This is a genomic window from Priestia sp. TGN 0903 (genome assembly GCF_050846855.1).
GTDB lineage: Bacteria > Bacillota > Bacilli > Bacillales > Bacillaceae_H > Priestia > Priestia zanthoxyli.
Genome location: NZ_JBOZGL010000008.1, coordinates 1 through 16766, shown reverse-complemented (window position 1 = coordinate 16766; position 16766 = coordinate 1). Strand labels below are relative to the sequence as shown.

The window sequence follows — 16766 nt, the reverse complement described above, 5'->3', positions numbered from 1 at the left end:
CGGATGGAAGACAATCGAGAAAGGTGGAAATTATGAGTCAAGGAACGTTTAACGATACTTTTTTAAAAGCCTGTAGAGGGGAAAAAACGGATCATGTTCCGGTTTGGTATATGCGCCAAGCAGGGCGTTCACAGCCGGAATACCGAAAGCTAAAAGAGAAGTACTCTCTATTTGAAATCACTCATCAGCCGGAGCTTGGGGCATACGTAACACGCCTGCCCGTTGAACAGTACGGAGTGGATGCAGCTATTTTATATAAAGATATAATGTCACCGCTTCCTTCAATTGGAGTGGATGTTGAAATCAAGTCAGGAATTGGTCCTGTCATTTCTAATCCAATTCAATCTTTAAGCGATGTAGAAAAGCTAGGAGAAATTACCCCGGAAGAAGATGTTCCGTATGTATTAGATACGATTAAGCTGTTAACAACAGAACAGTTAAACGTACCTCTAATTGGTTTTGCCGGTGCTCCTTTCACAGTAGCAAGCTATATGATTGAAGGAGGACCTTCAAAAAACTATAATAAAACAAAAGCATTTATGTACACGGAACCTAAAGCATGGTTTGCGCTAATGGATAAGTTAGCAGATATGACGATTACATATGTAAAAGCGCAAATTGACGCTGGAGCAAAAGCCATTCAAATCTTTGATTCATGGGTGGGGGCCTTAAATGTAGCGGATTATCGTTATTTTATAAAGCCTGTTATGGAGCGGATTTTTACCTCTTTGCGCGAAAAAAATGTACCTCTCATTATGTTTGGAGTAGGAGCAAGTCATTTGGCAAAAGAATGGCATGATCTGCCGCTGGATGTAGTGGGATTAGATTGGCGAACACAGCTGGATGAAGCACGTGCACTAGGCTTAACAAAAACACTGCAAGGAAACTTAGATCCTGCTATTTTGTTAGCTCCATGGGAAGTTATTGAAGAACGTGTAACAGAAATATTAGATAAAGGGATGGCCAGTCCTGGTTACATCTTCAACTTGGGGCACGGCGTCTTTCCACAGGTTCAGCCGGAAACGTTGAAGCGTTTAACAACCTTTATTCATGAATATTCTGCAAATAGACAATAAATTGTCAAATAATTTGGAGCGCTAAACTTTGAATTTTTCTTTTTATTCATGGCAAAATGAAGACAAGTATTGAATCTAACAAAGAGGTGTCGAACACATGAGTAAAAAAGTAATGGGATTACTTGTAATGGCATATGGAACACCATATAAAGAAGAAGATATTGAACGTTACTATACACATATCCGCCGCGGACGTAAACCTTCACCGGAAGCCTTGGAAGATTTACAAAACCGCTACGAAGCAATTGGGGGCATTTCACCTCTTGCAAAAATTACGCAGCAGCAAATGGAAAGTCTAGAAAAGCGCTTGAATGAAGTACAGGATGAAATTGAATTTAAAGCGTATCTTGGCTTAAAGCATATTGAACCGTTTGTTGAAGATGCAGTAGAAGCCATGCATAAAGACGGAATTAAAGAAGCGGTCAGCATTGTGCTTGCACCTCACTTTTCAACGTTTAGCGTAAAATCCTATAATGGACGCGCCAAAGAAACAGCTGAAAAATTAGGAGGACCAATCATTCATTCCGTAGAAAGCTGGTACAGTGAGCCAAAGTTCATTCAGTACTGGGCTACACGTGTTAAACAAACGTTTGATTTAATAGACGAAGAGAAACGCCAAAAAGCCGTATTGATTGTTTCTGCGCATAGCTTGCCAGAAAAAATTATTGCAGCAGGAGATCCATATCCAAATGAGCTTCAAGAAACAGCGGATTTAATTGCACAAGCAGCTGGTATTGAACATTACGAAATTGGCTGGCAAAGTGCTGGAAATACGCCTGAGCCATGGATAGGTCCTGATGTCCAAGATTTAACAAGAGAACTGCATGAAGAAAAAGGCTATACGTCGTTCGTCTATATCCCGGTTGGATTTATCGCGGATCACTTAGAAGTACTTTATGATAACGACTACGAATGCAAAGTGGTAACAGATGAAATTGGGGCTGATTATTACCGTCCTGAAATGCCGAATGCACAGCCTGAATTTATCGATGGGTTAGCTACAGTTGTGTTAAAACGAATTGCCCGTTAAGTCAATATAGATTCTTTGTACGTTGAACAGGGACGAAAAGTAACTTATAATCAATATAAAGAAAAGTAAGAAGCGAGCTATGGGTTTCCATAATCGCTTCTCTTTATATTGAATTTTACAGAAAAGGCGATGATAACATGACGGATAGACGAAAAAAGGTTGTCATCATCGGTGGAGGAATAACAGGTCTTTCAGCTGCCTATTATTTGCAAAAAAAAATAAAGGATCATCAGCTGCCTATTGATCTTCAACTAATAGAAGCGACGCATCGGCTTGGCGGGAAAATTCAAACGGTCAAACGAGACGGTTATTTATTTGAAAAAGGTCCTGATTCATTTTTAGCGCGTAAGCTAGCTGCTACAAAACTGGCAAAAGAAGTAGGGTTAGGCAGGGAGCTAGTCGGAAATGAAAAGGGGAAATCCTATATTCTAGTAAAAGATACACCGCATGCACTGCCTGATGGTGCTGTAATGGGGATACCAACCAAGTTATCCCCTTTTATCACAACGGGGCTATTTTCACCTGTTGGAAAGCTGCGCGCAGCAGCTGATTTTTTTATACCAAAGACAAAAAATCAGGATGACCGTTCGCTAGGTGTATTTTTTAGAAGACGGTTTGGTGATGAAGTTGTTGAAAATTTAATTGAACCTCTATTATCAGGAATTTACGCAGGAGACGTCGATCGTTTGAGTTTAAGATCAACATTTCCACAGTTTTTGCATGCTGAACATAAGTACAGAAGCTTAATTGTTGGAATGAAAAAGCTAAAAGAAATTCACCCACAGCACGGTGATGATTCGGAGTTTAAAAAAAATAGCGTCTTTTTAACATTAAAAGAAGGTCTGCAATCGCTAGTAGATGGGGTAGAAAAAGCAATAGATCCTGATATTATTACAAAAGGAATAAAAGTAGAGAAAATTTATAAAGAAGATACCACATATGAATTATCGTTAAATAGCGGGAAAGTCATAAAAGCAGACAGCGTTATTGTAACTTCTCCTCATGCAGCTGCTCAGTCTATACTTTCGGAATATAAAATATTCGAGCCGTTGAAGCATATGCCTTCCACTTCAGTAGCTACTGTTGTGATAGCCTTTGCAAAAGAAGCGCTGCAAGACAATCTAGATGCAATGAACATTGCCGTTTCAAGAAATAGCGATTACACGATTACGGCGTGCACATGGTTAAATAAAAAATGGCCCCACGCAGTTCCGGAAGGAAAAGTGCTGCTGAGATGTTTAGTTGGACGAACCGGGGACGAAGCTATTGTGGATCAGCCTGACGATGAAATTTTCAAAATTGTCCTAGACGATTTGAAGAAGCTCATCACAATTTCTGCTGAGCCTGAATTTTACGCCGTAACGAGATGGAAGCAGTCAATGCCTCAGTACACGGTGGGGCATCATGATATGCTAGATACAATGAACGAGCAGCTCGAAAAAGAGCTGGCAGGCCTTTATGTAGCAGGAAGCTCGTACGAGGGTCTAGGTATACCAGAATGTGTAGAGCAAGGAGAAGATGTGGCTAAAAAAGCGGTTAAATACGTGCAGCAGCTGTAGAAGTGGAGCGATGAATCAATGCTCCGCTTTTTTGTCTACTACCTGAAGAGAAAGGTTATGCTAAGAGAAGAGATTGTGGTTGAAAAGCAAAAGAAACTTATGCTATAGTAAAACCGTACTTGTTGACTGAAATATTCATTTGGTCAGAAAGAAGGGGATAACGTGGCTATAGACCGAAAGCAATCAGTTGTTGACGCAGCGTCAAAATCATTTGCGCTGTTTGGATATAAAGCAACGACTATGGAGCAAGTGGCGAAGCTTGCAAATGTCGGAAAAGGAACGATTTATACTTTTTTTAAAAACAAAGAAGAGTTATTCGATGAAATTGTTACACGAATGATTCGAGAAATGACAGATGCAGCTGAAACTGTCATTGACAGCAACCGTCCTTTTTTTGAAAATGCCCAAGCAGCCATTTTTCGAATCTTAGAATTCCGCACTGAGCATCAGCTCATGCTGAAGCTGGTACAGGAACAGCAGTTAGGCACTACAGCAGTGCAAGAAGTGCTGGTGCGAGTAGAAGAAGAGATTTTGACTTATATAAAAAACAAAATCGAAATTGCTATTTCTAAAAAAGAAATCAAACCGTGCAACCCGGAGCTCACAGCTTTTTTACTATTTAAAATGTACATTGCACTCGTCTATGATTGGGAAAAACGGCATGAGCCGCTTTCAGAAGAAAAAATTGCTGAATTAATTGAACTATACTTTTTACGCGGTCTGTCTCAGTGAGATGGGCTTTTTTCATAGAAAAAACAAAAAAGGTCTCATGACGAGACCTTTTTTTATTGTTCATTATCATCTTTTTTTACGCCGTTTAATTCTGTATTTCCTGTTTTTGCATCTTCTTCTTTTTGCTCTACTTCTTTTTCGCCTTCTTTTTTAAGATCGAAGTAAGCTTTAATAGAATCGCCTGTAATAGTTTTACTTAACGTATTAGATGTACCTGCTACATAAGCAGAAGGGATGACGACCGCTACGGCTACTTCGGGATTATCATAAGGTGCGTATGAAACGAATGTAGAGTTACGGACGCTTACGCCTTTGTTAAATGTTTCAGCTGTACCAGATTTACCAGCGATATTATACTGACTGTATTTTCCTGTATTAAGTAAACGCCCTGTACCATGTGAGCTAGTAACTACGCGGCGGAAGCCCTGCTTAACAATGTCAATTTCCGATTGACTCATTGTAATACGGTTTAATACTTCCGGCTCAAACGAGCTTTGTACGCTCCCTTTTAGTTCACTATCAAGCTCAGGCTCGCGGATTTCTTTTACTAAGTGCGGTTTCATGCGATATCCACCGTTAGCAATCGTTGAGATGTACTGAACAAGCTGAAGCGGCGTGTACGTATCATACTGTCCGATACCAAAATCCAACGCTTTACCCGGTTCATTTGTGACGCTGTTACGAATACCGGTTGATTCGTTTTCTAATTCAATTCCCGTTGAAATTCCAAGACCAAACTGGCTATAGTATGAGCGCAGCTTATTAAAGATAGACGGTGGAATGTTCAGTCTGCCGCCAGGGCGGTACGTTTCACCAGCCATGCTCATAACCGTGCGGTACATAAATACGTTTGATGATTGTTCTAGAGCTTTTTCGATTCCAGTAGCTCCCATATTATGTGAGGACTTTTTCTTAGTGCCTCCAGCAAATGTCATCGGTGCATCATAAAACACCGTTCCAGGCTGAATAGCGCCTGAGTCAAGACCTGCAAGAACAGTAGCTCCTTTTACAGCTGAACCCACTTCATAAGAAGTTGTCATGTTACCAAGAGCAAAATCTTGTACTTTTCGTGCTCCCGTCTTTTTATCTGTAACGAGCTGTTTTCCACCCATTGCTAAAATGTCTCCCGTGTGAGGGTCCATCATAATAGCAAACGCGCGATCCATTAATCGTGAACCAGCTGCTCCAGATGTCACAGCTTTTGTTAAAATATCTTCAACTTGTTTTTGAAGTTCCATATCAATTGTTAAAATCAAGTCACTGCCGCGCTGACCTTCTGTAACGGTCTCTTGGCTAACTAAGTTGCCAGAGCGGTCCGTTATGTTTTGCACGCGAGCTTTTTGACCGCGAAGAACGTCTTCATACTGTTTTTCTAAATAACTTTTTCCTACTCTATCGTTACGGCTGTAGCCGTGGGACAAGTAGTACTGTAAGTTTTCGCTTGGCAATCCTTCATCTGCCGATGTGATTTTACCAAGCAGCGTGCTAAGTAAGCCATCGTATGTATACATACGGTCCCAGTAAGTTGTTGTATCAACGCCTGGCAAGTTCCCTAATTGTTCACTAATAACGGCAAGCTCTTTATCTGTTAAGCCGCTTTTAATAATTTGAGCGGTTAACGCGTAGCCGCCTTCCATCTTGCTTTTAATAGCAATCACTTCAAGGTCATCTTTCACCGATAAAAGTTCGTTTTTGGTGATGCGCTTCAGCTGAAGAGGATACAAATCATCTTCAGAAAGCTGACCTTCTTTTACTTTTTGCTTATCTGCTGCGGTAATTTTTTTCGCTGCTGCTTTTGGATGAGTTGCAATCCAATAATCTTTTAAGTCGCGTTCTGTTAGCTTAATCGTATTTTTATCTTTCTTTTTATCCGATTTGCCAAACACGTCTGTTGTAACAGGAACATCAATAAGAGTGGCAAGCTTTTTAGCTACTTTTAGCTTGTCTTCTTGAGTGACGCCCTTCAAACGCGTGTACGTGACAGCGTTCAACGGTTTATTATCCACGATAACGCGGTCATAGCGGTCTAGCATCTTTCCGCGAGGAACCGGTGAATCTACCGTTTCATCTTCTGTTTTTTCAACTTCTCGTTTATAGTTCTCTCCGTACACAATCTGTACGAAGCCTAATCGTAAAATGAGTGCAGAAAAAAGCAGGAAAACCACAATAAACAGCCAGTTAATTCGAAATGAGACATGTGTTTTTTTGCGCTTTTTAGTTTTCATGTAAACCCCTTCACTTTGTTTATACAAGTTAAAAAAATTCATAAATTTTCTTATGAATCTATCACTCTACATATTAACATAATTTTGTCTATAAATGTTATTAGGTGGAATAAAACAGATAAAAATTTTATAGAAATTTTTGCGGAAGAAGAAAGACCTGTCGAAGGGTGCTGAAGGGGGGTGTTCAATATTTTCCACTCGGTTGTTCAATATTGTTACCTGTTCAAATGTCCTAGAATCGGTAAAATAAAGAGAGATAGATATCAAGGGGGGCAAAACGAATGAAAATGAAAAGGCTTTCAATAATGTCTGGCGTGTTAGCAACATCACTTTTATTTGCGACAGCATGTTCAAACTCAGGTACGGATTCAAAAGCAAGTAAATCAACAGGCTCAGGTGATCAAGTTGTTATTGATATGTTCCAGTTCAAAGTGGAAATTGCAGATCAGCTGAAAGAATTAACGGATGAATATACAAAAGAACATCCAAACGTAAAGTTTAACATCCAAACAGTCGGCGGAGGAGCGGACTATGGTGCAGCATTAAAAGCACAGTTTGCCTCTGGAAATGAACCTGATATCTTTAATAATGGAGGGTTCCAAGAAGCGCAAACGTGGAAGGATAAATTAGAAGATTTGTCTGATCAGCCGTGGGTAGATAATCTGTATGATATCGCTAAAGAACCGATGACAATGGACGGGAAAATCTATGGTCAGCCGCTAAACTTAGAAGGTTATGGTTTTATTTATAATAAAGATTTATTTGAAAAAGCAGGCATTAAAGAATTGCCTAAGACGCTGTCGGAATTAGAAGCAGCTTCTAAAAAGCTTAAAGCAAAAGGCATTACGCCATTTTCTAACGGATACGGCGAGTGGTGGGTGCTAGGTAACCACTTATTTAATATTCCAATGGCGCAGCAAGATGATCCAGATGCGTTTATTAAAGGTCTAAACGAAGGAAAAGCAAAATTTGAAGGCAATGAAACGTTTAAGCAATTTATGAATCTGTTCGATTTAACGTTAAAGTATGGAAATAAAAATCCATTAACGACAGATTACAATACACAAGTTACTCAATTTGCTTCTGGTGAAACAGCGATGATGCAACAAGGTAACTGGACGGTAAATATGATCACGAAAATCAATCCGGACATGAAAATGGGCTTTATCCCAATGCCGATCAGCAACGATGCGAAGAAAAATGATAAATTAGCAATCGGAGTTCCAAATAACTGGGTAGTGAACAAAAATGCACCAGATGCAGATAAAAAAGCAGCGAAGGAATTCTTAAATTGGATGGTTTCTTCTAAAGAAGGTCAAAAATTCTTAGTTGAAAAGTTCAAGTTCATTCCAGCGTTCAAAAACATCGATGGAAAAGGAATCGATTCTTTATCTGATGATATCTTAAAATACTCTGAAGAAGGCAAAACATTATCTTGGAACTGGTTTAAGTATCCAGAAGGAACGGTTCAAGAAGTAGGCGCAGCAATGCAGTCTTACGCAGGCAAACAAATGACGGAAGAAGAGTTTATGAAGAAATTAGATGCAATTTGGGCAAAAATGAAAAAATAACCAAAAAGTCCGCGTGGAAAACGCGGACTTTTTGGTGTGAAAAAAATAGCTGGTTAGATTCATAGTTATGAAAAAATAATAGTTAATTGAAAGCGCTTTTAATGTATAATAATAGTCATAATGTATGACATTAGTCAAAGGAGGTTAGTTGTGAAAGGCTGGAGCATACGCAAGAAATTAATTTTGTTTTTCTTATTCGCAACCGTTATTCCCTTTTTAATTTCAACGATTTTTACGTATCAATACACAAAAGAAACGGTTAAGAATCGATTTATTTCTACCAACTATCAAGTTATTAAAAATGGAAGCAATGATTTGAGTGATTACTTAAATGAAATTGCTAATATTACAAAAAGGCTGTACGGCTACCACCCATTTATTAAAGTGTTAGATGAAGGCGTATCAAGTGACTTAGGAGCCAATCAACTGGAAATATCACGCACTCTTCTTTATTTATATAATACTCGTCCAGAGATTGAACAGCTCCATCTTTATATTGAGAACGGGCATGACTCGTATACAGCTTATAATTCGAAAGTGAGCAGCAGAGGGAAGTACGATGATATTTACACTCAGCCTTACTATTCTTATTTAAATAAACATCATAAATTTCTTGCCATTGAGCCTACCCATGAAATTTATAGCTACAATAATTTATCAACGTTAATTGACTCACTGCCGAATCAAGTTATTAGCTTTCATCAGCGGATTGATGAAATTCCATCAGACAAGTTGTTAGCTTATCTATCTTTAGACATTAATATGACACAAATTCAATCTATATCGCAGCGCTTATATAATGAAGAGTCAGAAGATTTTTATTTAATGAACAATAAAGGGAAGGTTTTGTATTCTTCGGATTCAAAGGTTATTGGAAAAAACGAAAACTACCCGTGGCTAAAGGCGCTTACGTCTCAAGAGGATCACAGCATGGAATGGGAAGATAAAAGCTTCTCAGGCGTATTAATGTATGAAAAGCTTAAACAGCCTTTTGAGGACTTATACATTGTGAAGCGAATTCCTTACAGTGTTTTATATGAAGATGCAAGAAAGACAGCACTTATGAATGTATTAATTGGCCTGCCATTTTTGTGTATGCTCGTTATCGCTACGCTTTTTATATCGGTCCGTTTTACACAGCCGATTAACGTATTAATTCGCAATATGAAAGAAGTGGAAAAAGGATCATTTGAAGTCCGGTTTAAATCGCTTGGAAACGATGAATTTGGTGTTTTAGGAAGGCACTTTACCTCTATGGTAGAAACAATTAATGACTTAATTGAACGTAAATTCCGATTGGAGTTAGAAAATAAATCAACGCAGCTAAAAGTGTTGCAGTCACAAATTAATCCGCATTTTTTATACAACGCATTTCAATCGATTGGAACTCTTGCCCTTAAGCATAAAGCAGTTGAAGTATATTCTTTATTAACCTCACTTTCTCACATTATGCGTTACAGCATGAATATGAAAGAGGATATCGTTAGCTTAAAGCAAGAAGTCGATCACGTAAAAGCTTTCTTGAGTCTACAGAAGCAGCGGTTTGGTTCAAAGTTTGAGTATGAGTTAAATATCGAAAAAGAGGCAGAGCTTATGCGAATACCGAAAATGATCTTGCAGCCTCTTGTTGAGAATTCTTTTAAACATGGATTCGAAACCCGCACAGGAAGCGGAAAGCTGTTGATTTCAGCGAAGTTAAACGGAGAAGAACTGATTCTAACTGTTTCTGATAACGGAAAAGGGATAGGAGAGCAAGAGTTGAATCAATTAAAAGCGAGACTTCAGCAATCGTATAATCAAACAGATGAGCATATTGGGTTGCAAAATATTTATGAACGACTTCGCATCTACTATGGAGATCATGCTTCAATGCAAATTAGCAGTCAAGAAAATCACGATTTTACCGTTGTCATAAAGCTAACAACAATTGAAGAAAAGAGGGATAGTGATGAAAGTATTAATCGTGGATGATGAAGAGCATGTAAGAGAAGGAATAAAGCTGCTTGGACAGTGGGAAGAGCATGAAATTACAGATGTGATAGAAGCTGATAGCGGTGAGCAAGCGATTGCGCTTATTGAGGATCACGGACCGGAAATCATTTTTACTGATATGAAGATGCCTAATATCGATGGAATTGCTTTGTTGGAGTGGATTAAAGAGAATTCACCTTCTAGCAAAACGATTGTGGTAACAGGGTATGATGACTACCACTATATGCGTAAAGCTATTCATTTTGGAAGTACGGATTATATTCTAAAGCCAGTGGATCCTTCGATTTTAAACGATACGCTTGTACGAGCTGTAACTCAATGGAAGAAAGAAGAAGAGTCCAGAAAAGTCCATAATAGCAGCTATCGTTTAATCAATGAAATGAAGCCGATTTATCGAGATCGAAAACTAACGCAGTTAATGAACAATTATTTGCTAAATCAATCAATCTATGAAGAGTTTGGTTTCCATCTGACTAGAGAATATGAAGTGGGGATTGTACGTGTAGATGAATCCATTATTCGTTCTTTTGGCGGTGACCGGGATTTAGCCTATTTTTCAATTTTAAATGTAATCAATGAAATGCTGATGGCAGAAGAAAATGGGGTAGCCTTCCGTTATTTATCAAATAAGTGGGAAATTATCATTATATTTTGGAATGATTTTGAACGCATAACCTCTTTGCTGACGACTTTACATACAGCAATTCGCCGTACGTTAGACGTGAGCTGTCGGATTGCAAGAGGATGCAAAGTCTCTTCTATTGATCAGCTAATGAAATCCTATGAACATGCGAAAAATTCGCTTTTATTAAGCAATGTTCTTGATCAAAATAAAGTGAAGGTCTACGGCGAGCAAGACGTTTTAGCAAGTGCTTTATTAATAAATATGATGGATTATAACAGTAAAATTGAAGAGGCGCTGCAAGTAGGGAAGTTTGAAGCTTTTTTGCCGGTATTCAACGAAATTATCACAGCTTTTGAAGCACAAAATTATCTATCATTAAAGCAAATTCTGCATTTTGAGCAGGAATATCAGCTGTTAAGCCAGCATTGGTTAAAAAGATATCACATTCCTTATACGATAAGTAATGGTCCTGAATATGTTCTTTCTTTTTTCTATAACCAAGATGGGCAGTTTCAGCTAGCAAAGTATGTAGAGAGAAAAAAGCGTGAAGTAAAGCGTTTTTTAAAAGTAATAAAAAGGTATAGCAAGCAAAACAATCGCGACGTTATTTATGAGATCGAACAATTTTTGCAGCAAAATTTTCATCGAGATGTGAAGCTTCAAGAAATATCGGAACGTTTCTATTTAAGCCGTGAATACATTTCGAGAAAGTTTAAGCAAGAATTTCAAGAAAATATTTCAGATTATATGGTGAAAGTCAGAATGAATAAAGCCAAATCACTTTTACTAAATGAAGAACTAAAAATCTATGAAATTGCGAATATGATTGGATATCATGATGATAAATACTTTCGAAAAGTGTTTAAAAAAGTAGAAGGCATTACGCCAAACGAGTATCGCAGTTTGACCGTATAAAAAAAAGCTGAAACTGTTATAAAACAGTTTCAGCTTTTTTTATTTCATGATATCTAGGCAGTGATCGCATTTGTTTCCGTAGCACTCATGCTGTTCCTCGATGTCGTTTCCGCATTCTACGCACTTTTTATTGGGTAATCTTTTGAAAAATTCAGTCATTTTTTCTAACATTTAAATCCCCTCCGTTGTTTTTTGTTACTAACATTGTATTATAACAGATGTTGAAATGTCAATTATGTTTTATAACAATTTAGCCTATTTTGCTATTCTAAGTGGTTATTTGTTATATAACAATGAGTTATTTCGATAAAATAGGCAAAACGAGTATCTTTCAGTTAGTTTTCAAAAAAAAGTAGGGTATACTGAACGTAATAAAAATAGTACGAAAGGGTGATTGAAATGAAAGTAACTGTTATTGGTTTTTGGGGAGGATATCCTGCTGTTTCAGAAGCTACTTCTAGCTATTTAGTTGAGCACGATGGATTTCAGCTGCTTGTTGATTGTGGAAGCGGTGCATTGGCTCAGCTGCAAAAATATGCAAAACCAGAAGAAATAGATGCGATGATTTTATCTCATTACCATCATGACCACGTGGCTGATGTCGGAGTATTTCAATATGCTCGCCTCATTCAGACTCATCTAGGGAACGCTGTTAAGGAACTTTCTATTTACGGACATACATATGATCAGGAAAGCTTCAACAAACTTACTCATAAAGGAATTACCAAAGGAGTAGAGTACGATCCGAGTCAAAAACTTGACGTTGGGCCTTTTACAATCGAATTTATGAAAACGAAACATCCAGTCGTTTGTTATGCCATGAAAATAAGTGCTGGCAATCAAACCGTCGTGTACACAGCGGACTCGAGCTATTTAGAAGAATTTGTTTCTTTCTCAGAAAATGCAGATCTTCTTATTTGTGAATGTAACTTTTATGCTAGCCAAGATGGAAGCGGTGCTGGACACATGACAAGTACAGAAGCCGGTACACTTGCTTCTAAAGCAAGTGTCAAACAACTCATGCTTACTCACCTTCCACACTACGGAGAACACCAACAGCTAGTAGAGGAAGCTGCTGCTCATTATCAAGGTACGCTTACGTTAGCTGAATCAGGATACGTATGGGAATAACAAGGAGGAAAATGAATGTTATTTATTGATAATCAAAAAAATTATGATCCCCGAATTAACTTAGCAATTGAAGAATATGCGCTCAAGCATCTAGATATTAATGAGACATATCTGCTGTTTTATATTAATGAACCTTCTATTATTATTGGAAAAAACCAGAACACCATTGAGGAGATTAATACAAAATATGTTGAAGATCAGCATATTCATGTAGTGAGACGTCTATCTGGAGGCGGTGCCGTTTATCATGATAAAGGAAATTTAAACTTCAGCTTTATTACGAAAGACGATGGAAATAGCTTTCATAATTTTAAAAAGTTTACCGAGCCAGTCGTGGAAGCGTTAAAGAAATTAGGAGTCAATGCTGAGTTAAGCGGACGAAATGATTTAATGGCGGAAGGACGTAAAATTTCTGGAAATGCTCAGTTTTCGACGAAAGGAAGAATGTTCAGCCATGGAACTCTTCTTTTTGATTCAGAGATTGAAAACGTGGTATCAGCGTTAAAAGTAAAAAAAGATAAAATTGAATCCAAAGGCATTAAGTCTATTCGAAATAGAGTAGCGAATATCAGTGAATTTTTAGAACAGAAAGTAACGGTGGAAGAATTTAGAGAAATGCTGCTTCGGTATATCTTTGAGGGAGAAGAAAATATAACAGAATATAAACTAACGGAAAAAGATTGGGAAACGATTCATCAAATTTCTAAAGAGCGCTATCAGTCATGGGATTGGAACTATGGAAAATCACCTAAATTTAACTTACAGCACTCTCACCGCTTTCCTGTGGGACAAATTGACGTTCGTTTGGAAGTGAATAAAGGGAAAATCGATGCTTGCACCATCTATGGAGATTTCTTTGGAGTGGGAGATGTCCAGGAAGTACAGGGAAAATTAACAGGTGTTCGTTATGAAAAAGCTTCTATTGAACAAGCCTTAGAGGACATCGATATTCCACATTATTTTGGTAATATTACAAAAGAAGAGTTTGTTGAATTAATCTATTAAGAAAAAAGTCTGCCACATCAGGCTTTTTTTCTTTTTAAACAGATGAGTCTTGTCAATAGAACAGCAGTAACATTATAATAGAATAGAAGAAGTAAGAATTTTTCCATTATTATGACTTAATAATGAATGGTTGTTCATTCATTCGTTATTAAAAGGAGGAAGTTATGAGATGAATTTGTCAGCACAGCTTCATAAAACAGCTGAGCAATTTCCGCAAAAATCGGCATATGTTTTTATGGATCAGGAAACATCTTATGCAGATCTTGATGCATCGGTATCTAAGTTTGCTAATGGTCTGAAGCAATTAGGTGTAAAAAAAGGAGATCATATCGCTTTAATTGTCGGCAACTCGCCTCATTTTGTTATTGGATTGTACGGTGCTCTTCGAGTAGGAGCTACTGTTATACCCATTAATCCTATTTACACAGCGGATGAAATTAGCTACATGCTTCAGGATGGAGATGTAAAAGCAGTTATTGCGGTTGATTTACTTCTCCCTGTTTTAAAAAAAATCATTGGACACACTCCATTTTTGGAACACGTTATCTTATGTGAAACGACAGATACAGTGGAAAGTATACCTTCTTATTTTCACACGTTTTCGCAAGTTGTAAACAGAGGGGAAGCTACATATGATTTTCTCGAGTTAAAAGAAGAAGATGTGGCCATCATTCTGTATACGTCAGGAACGACTGGAAAACCAAAAGGAGCTATGCTTACGCATAAGAATATTTATTCAAACGCTCAAGACGTAGCAGATTATTTAAGTATAAATGGGAATGACCGAGTCGTAGCTGCTTTGCCGATGTTTCACGTATTTTGTTTAACTGTTTCATTGAATGCGCCTTTAATGAATGGAGGAACGATATTAATTGAACCAAAATTCAGTCCATCTTCTATATTTGAATTAATTCAAAATCGACAAGCGACTATTTTTGCTGGCGTTCCGACAATGTATAATTTTTTACTTCAGCATGACAAAGGGAAAAAAGAGCACTTTCACACGGTAAGGCTTTGTATATCAGGCGGGGCATCAATGCCGGTGGCACTTCTAACCCATTTTGAACGTAAGTTTGGGGTCATGGTAGCAGAAGGCTATGGATTATCTGAGGCTTCTCCTGTGACGTGTTTCAATCCGATTGATCGAGAGAGAAAAGCAGGTTCTATAGGCACATCTATTATGAATGTTGAAAATAAAGTGGTAAATGAACTGGGAAAAGAAGTAGAAGTAGGACAAGTTGGCGAACTTATCGTCAAAGGCCCTAATGTGATGAAAGGGTATTATAAGCTTCCTGAAGATACGGAATATGCTCTCCGAGATGGTTGGCTGTATACAGGTGACTTAGCAAGAATGGATAAGGAAGGTTATTTTTATATCGTTGACCGTAAAAAAGATTTAATTATTGTAGGAGGATATAATGTTTATCCTCGCGAAGTAGAAGAAGTGCTATATGCGCATCGGGATATTGTAGAAGTGGCTGTTATCGGAGTTCCTGATCCTTCTTTAGGTGAATGTGTGAAGTGTTACGTGGTTTGCAATAATCAAGAGATAACGGAAGAGAAGCTTATTGCCTACTGCAAAGAGCACCTTGCTAAATATAAAGTGCCAAGTGAAATTGAATTTTTAAAAGAACTTCCTAAAAATACAACGGGAAAAATTTTAAGGCGTGCACTGAAGCGGCAGGTATCTCAGGAGCGATAAAATGAAAGCGATTCCAATTTGGAGGTGGTAAAAGAATGTCATCTATTTCTTATGAAATAAAGGGACACGTCGCTCATGTGATACTGAACCGTCCGGAAGCGATGAATGCTTTTAATTACGATATGCTTAAAGAATTGGAAGAAGTAATTGAAGGAATTCGTATTCAAAAAGATATTCGAGTTGTGACGTTTAAAGGGGCAGGTGAAAAATCTTTTAGTGTAGGTGCGGATTTAAAAGAACGTAAAACCCTCTCTGATCAAGAGGTAAAGCGCAATATTTACAAAATAGGAGAAGTGTTTTCTAAGATAGAGCAGCTTCCTCAGCCAACGATAGCAATCATCAACGGATATGCATTTGGAGGAGGAATGGAGCTGGCTTTAGCATGTGATTTCCGGATTGCTTCAACAGAAGCGCTTATGGGTTTAACGGAAACAAGCTTAGCGATTATACCAGGCGCAGGAGGAACACAGCGTCTCCCTCGCCTAGTTGGTGAAGCAAAAGCAATGGAACTAATTTTAACAGCTCAGCGCCTCACGGCATCAGAAGCAAAAGAATGTGGTCTAGTAACGAAGGTAGCTCCTGGATATCAAATAGAAGAAACAATAGATATTTTTATCTCGCTTTTATTAAAAAATGGGCCAATTGCACTTCAGCAAGCAAAATTTGCTATCAAAGAAGGAATGAAGGCCGATTTGCAGACTGGCTTGCAAATTGAACGAAAAGCATATGAGTTAACGATTCCGACAGAAGATCGTCTAGAGGCGCTTCAAGCATTTGCTGAGAAGAGAAGACCTAGTTTTAAAGGGAAATAAGAAGGGGCTGTCTAATGGACAGCTCTTTTTTAATTTCTTCGTATAATGAAGAAATTAAAAAAAGTAAAGGGTTCAAGAATAGAGAAGGAAAAGTTTAAACCTAGCTTTTGCCTATAATATGATGATATGATCTAGATAAAACAGCTATCTGAATCAAAAAGTAATGATTTCGAATTTTTTTGTTAAAAACTGTTGACTTTAATAAAGATATATTTTATTATTATAAAGCGTCGTTGAGACATAACAGTAACAACGAAGCTGAAAAAAGAATTTCAAAAAGTTGTTGACATTACGTCGGTAACTTGATAAGATAATAAAGTCGCTTAAGAGCGGCGGTTGAACTTTGAAAACTGAACAAAGCGACAAACGTCAACGTTAATTTTTATTTTTT

At 37.8% G+C, this 16766-nt stretch carries 13 protein-coding genes; 11 read left to right on the top strand and 2 right to left on the bottom strand.

Annotation, left to right across the window (positions count from 1 at the left end; translation table 11 throughout):
* The first annotated feature begins 32 nt into the window (after nt 1-32).
* From hemE to ACRPLY_RS22305, 4 genes are all read left to right on the top strand, one after another.
* Complete coding sequence (hemE, locus tag ACRPLY_RS22320; protein WP_013055329.1) at nt 33-1076, top strand: uroporphyrinogen decarboxylase; 1044 nt, start codon at nt 33-35, stop codon at nt 1074-1076.
* 97 nt (nt 1077-1173) lie between these two features.
* Nucleotides 1174-2106: a ferrochelatase gene (hemH, locus tag ACRPLY_RS22315; protein ID WP_432232115.1), complete on the top strand. Its 933-nt coding sequence runs from the start codon at nt 1174-1176 to the stop codon at nt 2104-2106.
* A gap of 137 nt (nt 2107-2243) precedes the next feature.
* Complete coding sequence (gene hemY / locus ACRPLY_RS22310) at nt 2244-3665, top strand: protoporphyrinogen oxidase (protein WP_432232114.1); 1422 nt, start codon at nt 2244-2246, stop codon at nt 3663-3665.
* Between the two features lie 162 nt (nt 3666-3827).
* Nucleotides 3828-4397, top strand: coding sequence for a TetR/AcrR family transcriptional regulator (locus ACRPLY_RS22305; RefSeq protein ID WP_013081690.1), 570 nt, complete (start codon nt 3828-3830; stop codon nt 4395-4397).
* A gap of 53 nt (nt 4398-4450) precedes the next feature.
* On the opposite strand, the gene ACRPLY_RS22300 is transcribed toward ACRPLY_RS22305, so the two are convergent.
* Nucleotides 4451-6622 carry a peptidoglycan D,D-transpeptidase FtsI family protein gene (locus ACRPLY_RS22300; RefSeq protein WP_028412541.1) on the bottom strand — a complete coding sequence of 724 codons (2172 nt, stop codon included), beginning with the start codon at nt 6620-6622 and terminating at the stop codon, nt 4451-4453.
* A 281-nt stretch (nt 6623-6903) separates the two neighbouring features.
* Here ACRPLY_RS22300 and ACRPLY_RS22295 point away from each other — a divergent pair, with 281 nt between their 5' ends.
* The 3 genes from ACRPLY_RS22295 to ACRPLY_RS22285 all read left to right on the top strand — a co-directional run bounded on the left by ACRPLY_RS22295 (nt 6904) and on the right by ACRPLY_RS22285 (nt 11725).
* Nucleotides 6904-8193, top strand: coding sequence for an ABC transporter substrate-binding protein (locus ACRPLY_RS22295; protein ID WP_033580638.1), 1290 nt, complete (start codon nt 6904-6906; stop codon nt 8191-8193).
* Nucleotides 8194-8343: 150 nt separating this feature from the next.
* Nucleotides 8344-10164 carry a cache domain-containing sensor histidine kinase gene (locus ACRPLY_RS22290; RefSeq protein ID WP_048020497.1) on the top strand — a complete coding sequence of 607 codons (1821 nt, stop codon included), beginning with the start codon at nt 8344-8346 and terminating at the stop codon, nt 10162-10164.
* Complete coding sequence (locus ACRPLY_RS22285) at nt 10142-11725, top strand: response regulator (RefSeq protein WP_047751673.1); 1584 nt, start codon at nt 10142-10144, stop codon at nt 11723-11725. The genes ACRPLY_RS22290 and ACRPLY_RS22285 overlap by 23 nt, the downstream gene beginning before the upstream one ends.
* Nucleotides 11726-11764: 39 nt before the next feature.
* Here ACRPLY_RS22285 and yhfH read toward each other — a convergent pair whose 3' ends face one another.
* Nucleotides 11765-11896, bottom strand: a complete 132-nt coding sequence (gene yhfH / locus ACRPLY_RS22280) for a protein YhfH (protein ID WP_013055337.1) — start codon at nt 11894-11896, stop codon at nt 11765-11767.
* Between the two features lie 228 nt (nt 11897-12124).
* On the opposite strand from yhfH, the gene ACRPLY_RS22275 reads away from it, so the two are divergent.
* The 4 genes from ACRPLY_RS22275 to ACRPLY_RS22260 all read left to right on the top strand — a co-directional run bounded on the left by ACRPLY_RS22275 (nt 12125) and on the right by ACRPLY_RS22260 (nt 16375).
* Nucleotides 12125-12856, top strand: coding sequence for an MBL fold metallo-hydrolase (locus ACRPLY_RS22275; RefSeq protein WP_034267959.1), 732 nt, complete (start codon nt 12125-12127; stop codon nt 12854-12856).
* 15 nt (nt 12857-12871) lie between these two features.
* Complete coding sequence (locus ACRPLY_RS22270; protein WP_098626103.1) at nt 12872-13861, top strand: lipoate--protein ligase; 990 nt, start codon at nt 12872-12874, stop codon at nt 13859-13861.
* 169 nt (nt 13862-14030) lie between these two features.
* Nucleotides 14031-15563 carry a fatty acid--CoA ligase family protein gene (locus ACRPLY_RS22265; protein WP_432232113.1) on the top strand — a complete coding sequence of 511 codons (1533 nt, stop codon included), beginning with the start codon at nt 14031-14033 and terminating at the stop codon, nt 15561-15563.
* 35 nt (nt 15564-15598) lie between these two features.
* The gene (locus ACRPLY_RS22260; RefSeq protein ID WP_047751671.1) at nt 15599-16375 is read left to right on the top strand and encodes an enoyl-CoA hydratase-related protein; all 777 of its coding nucleotides are present in this window, start codon (nt 15599-15601) and stop codon (nt 16373-16375) included.
* Nucleotides 16376-16766: the final 391 nt, after the last annotated feature.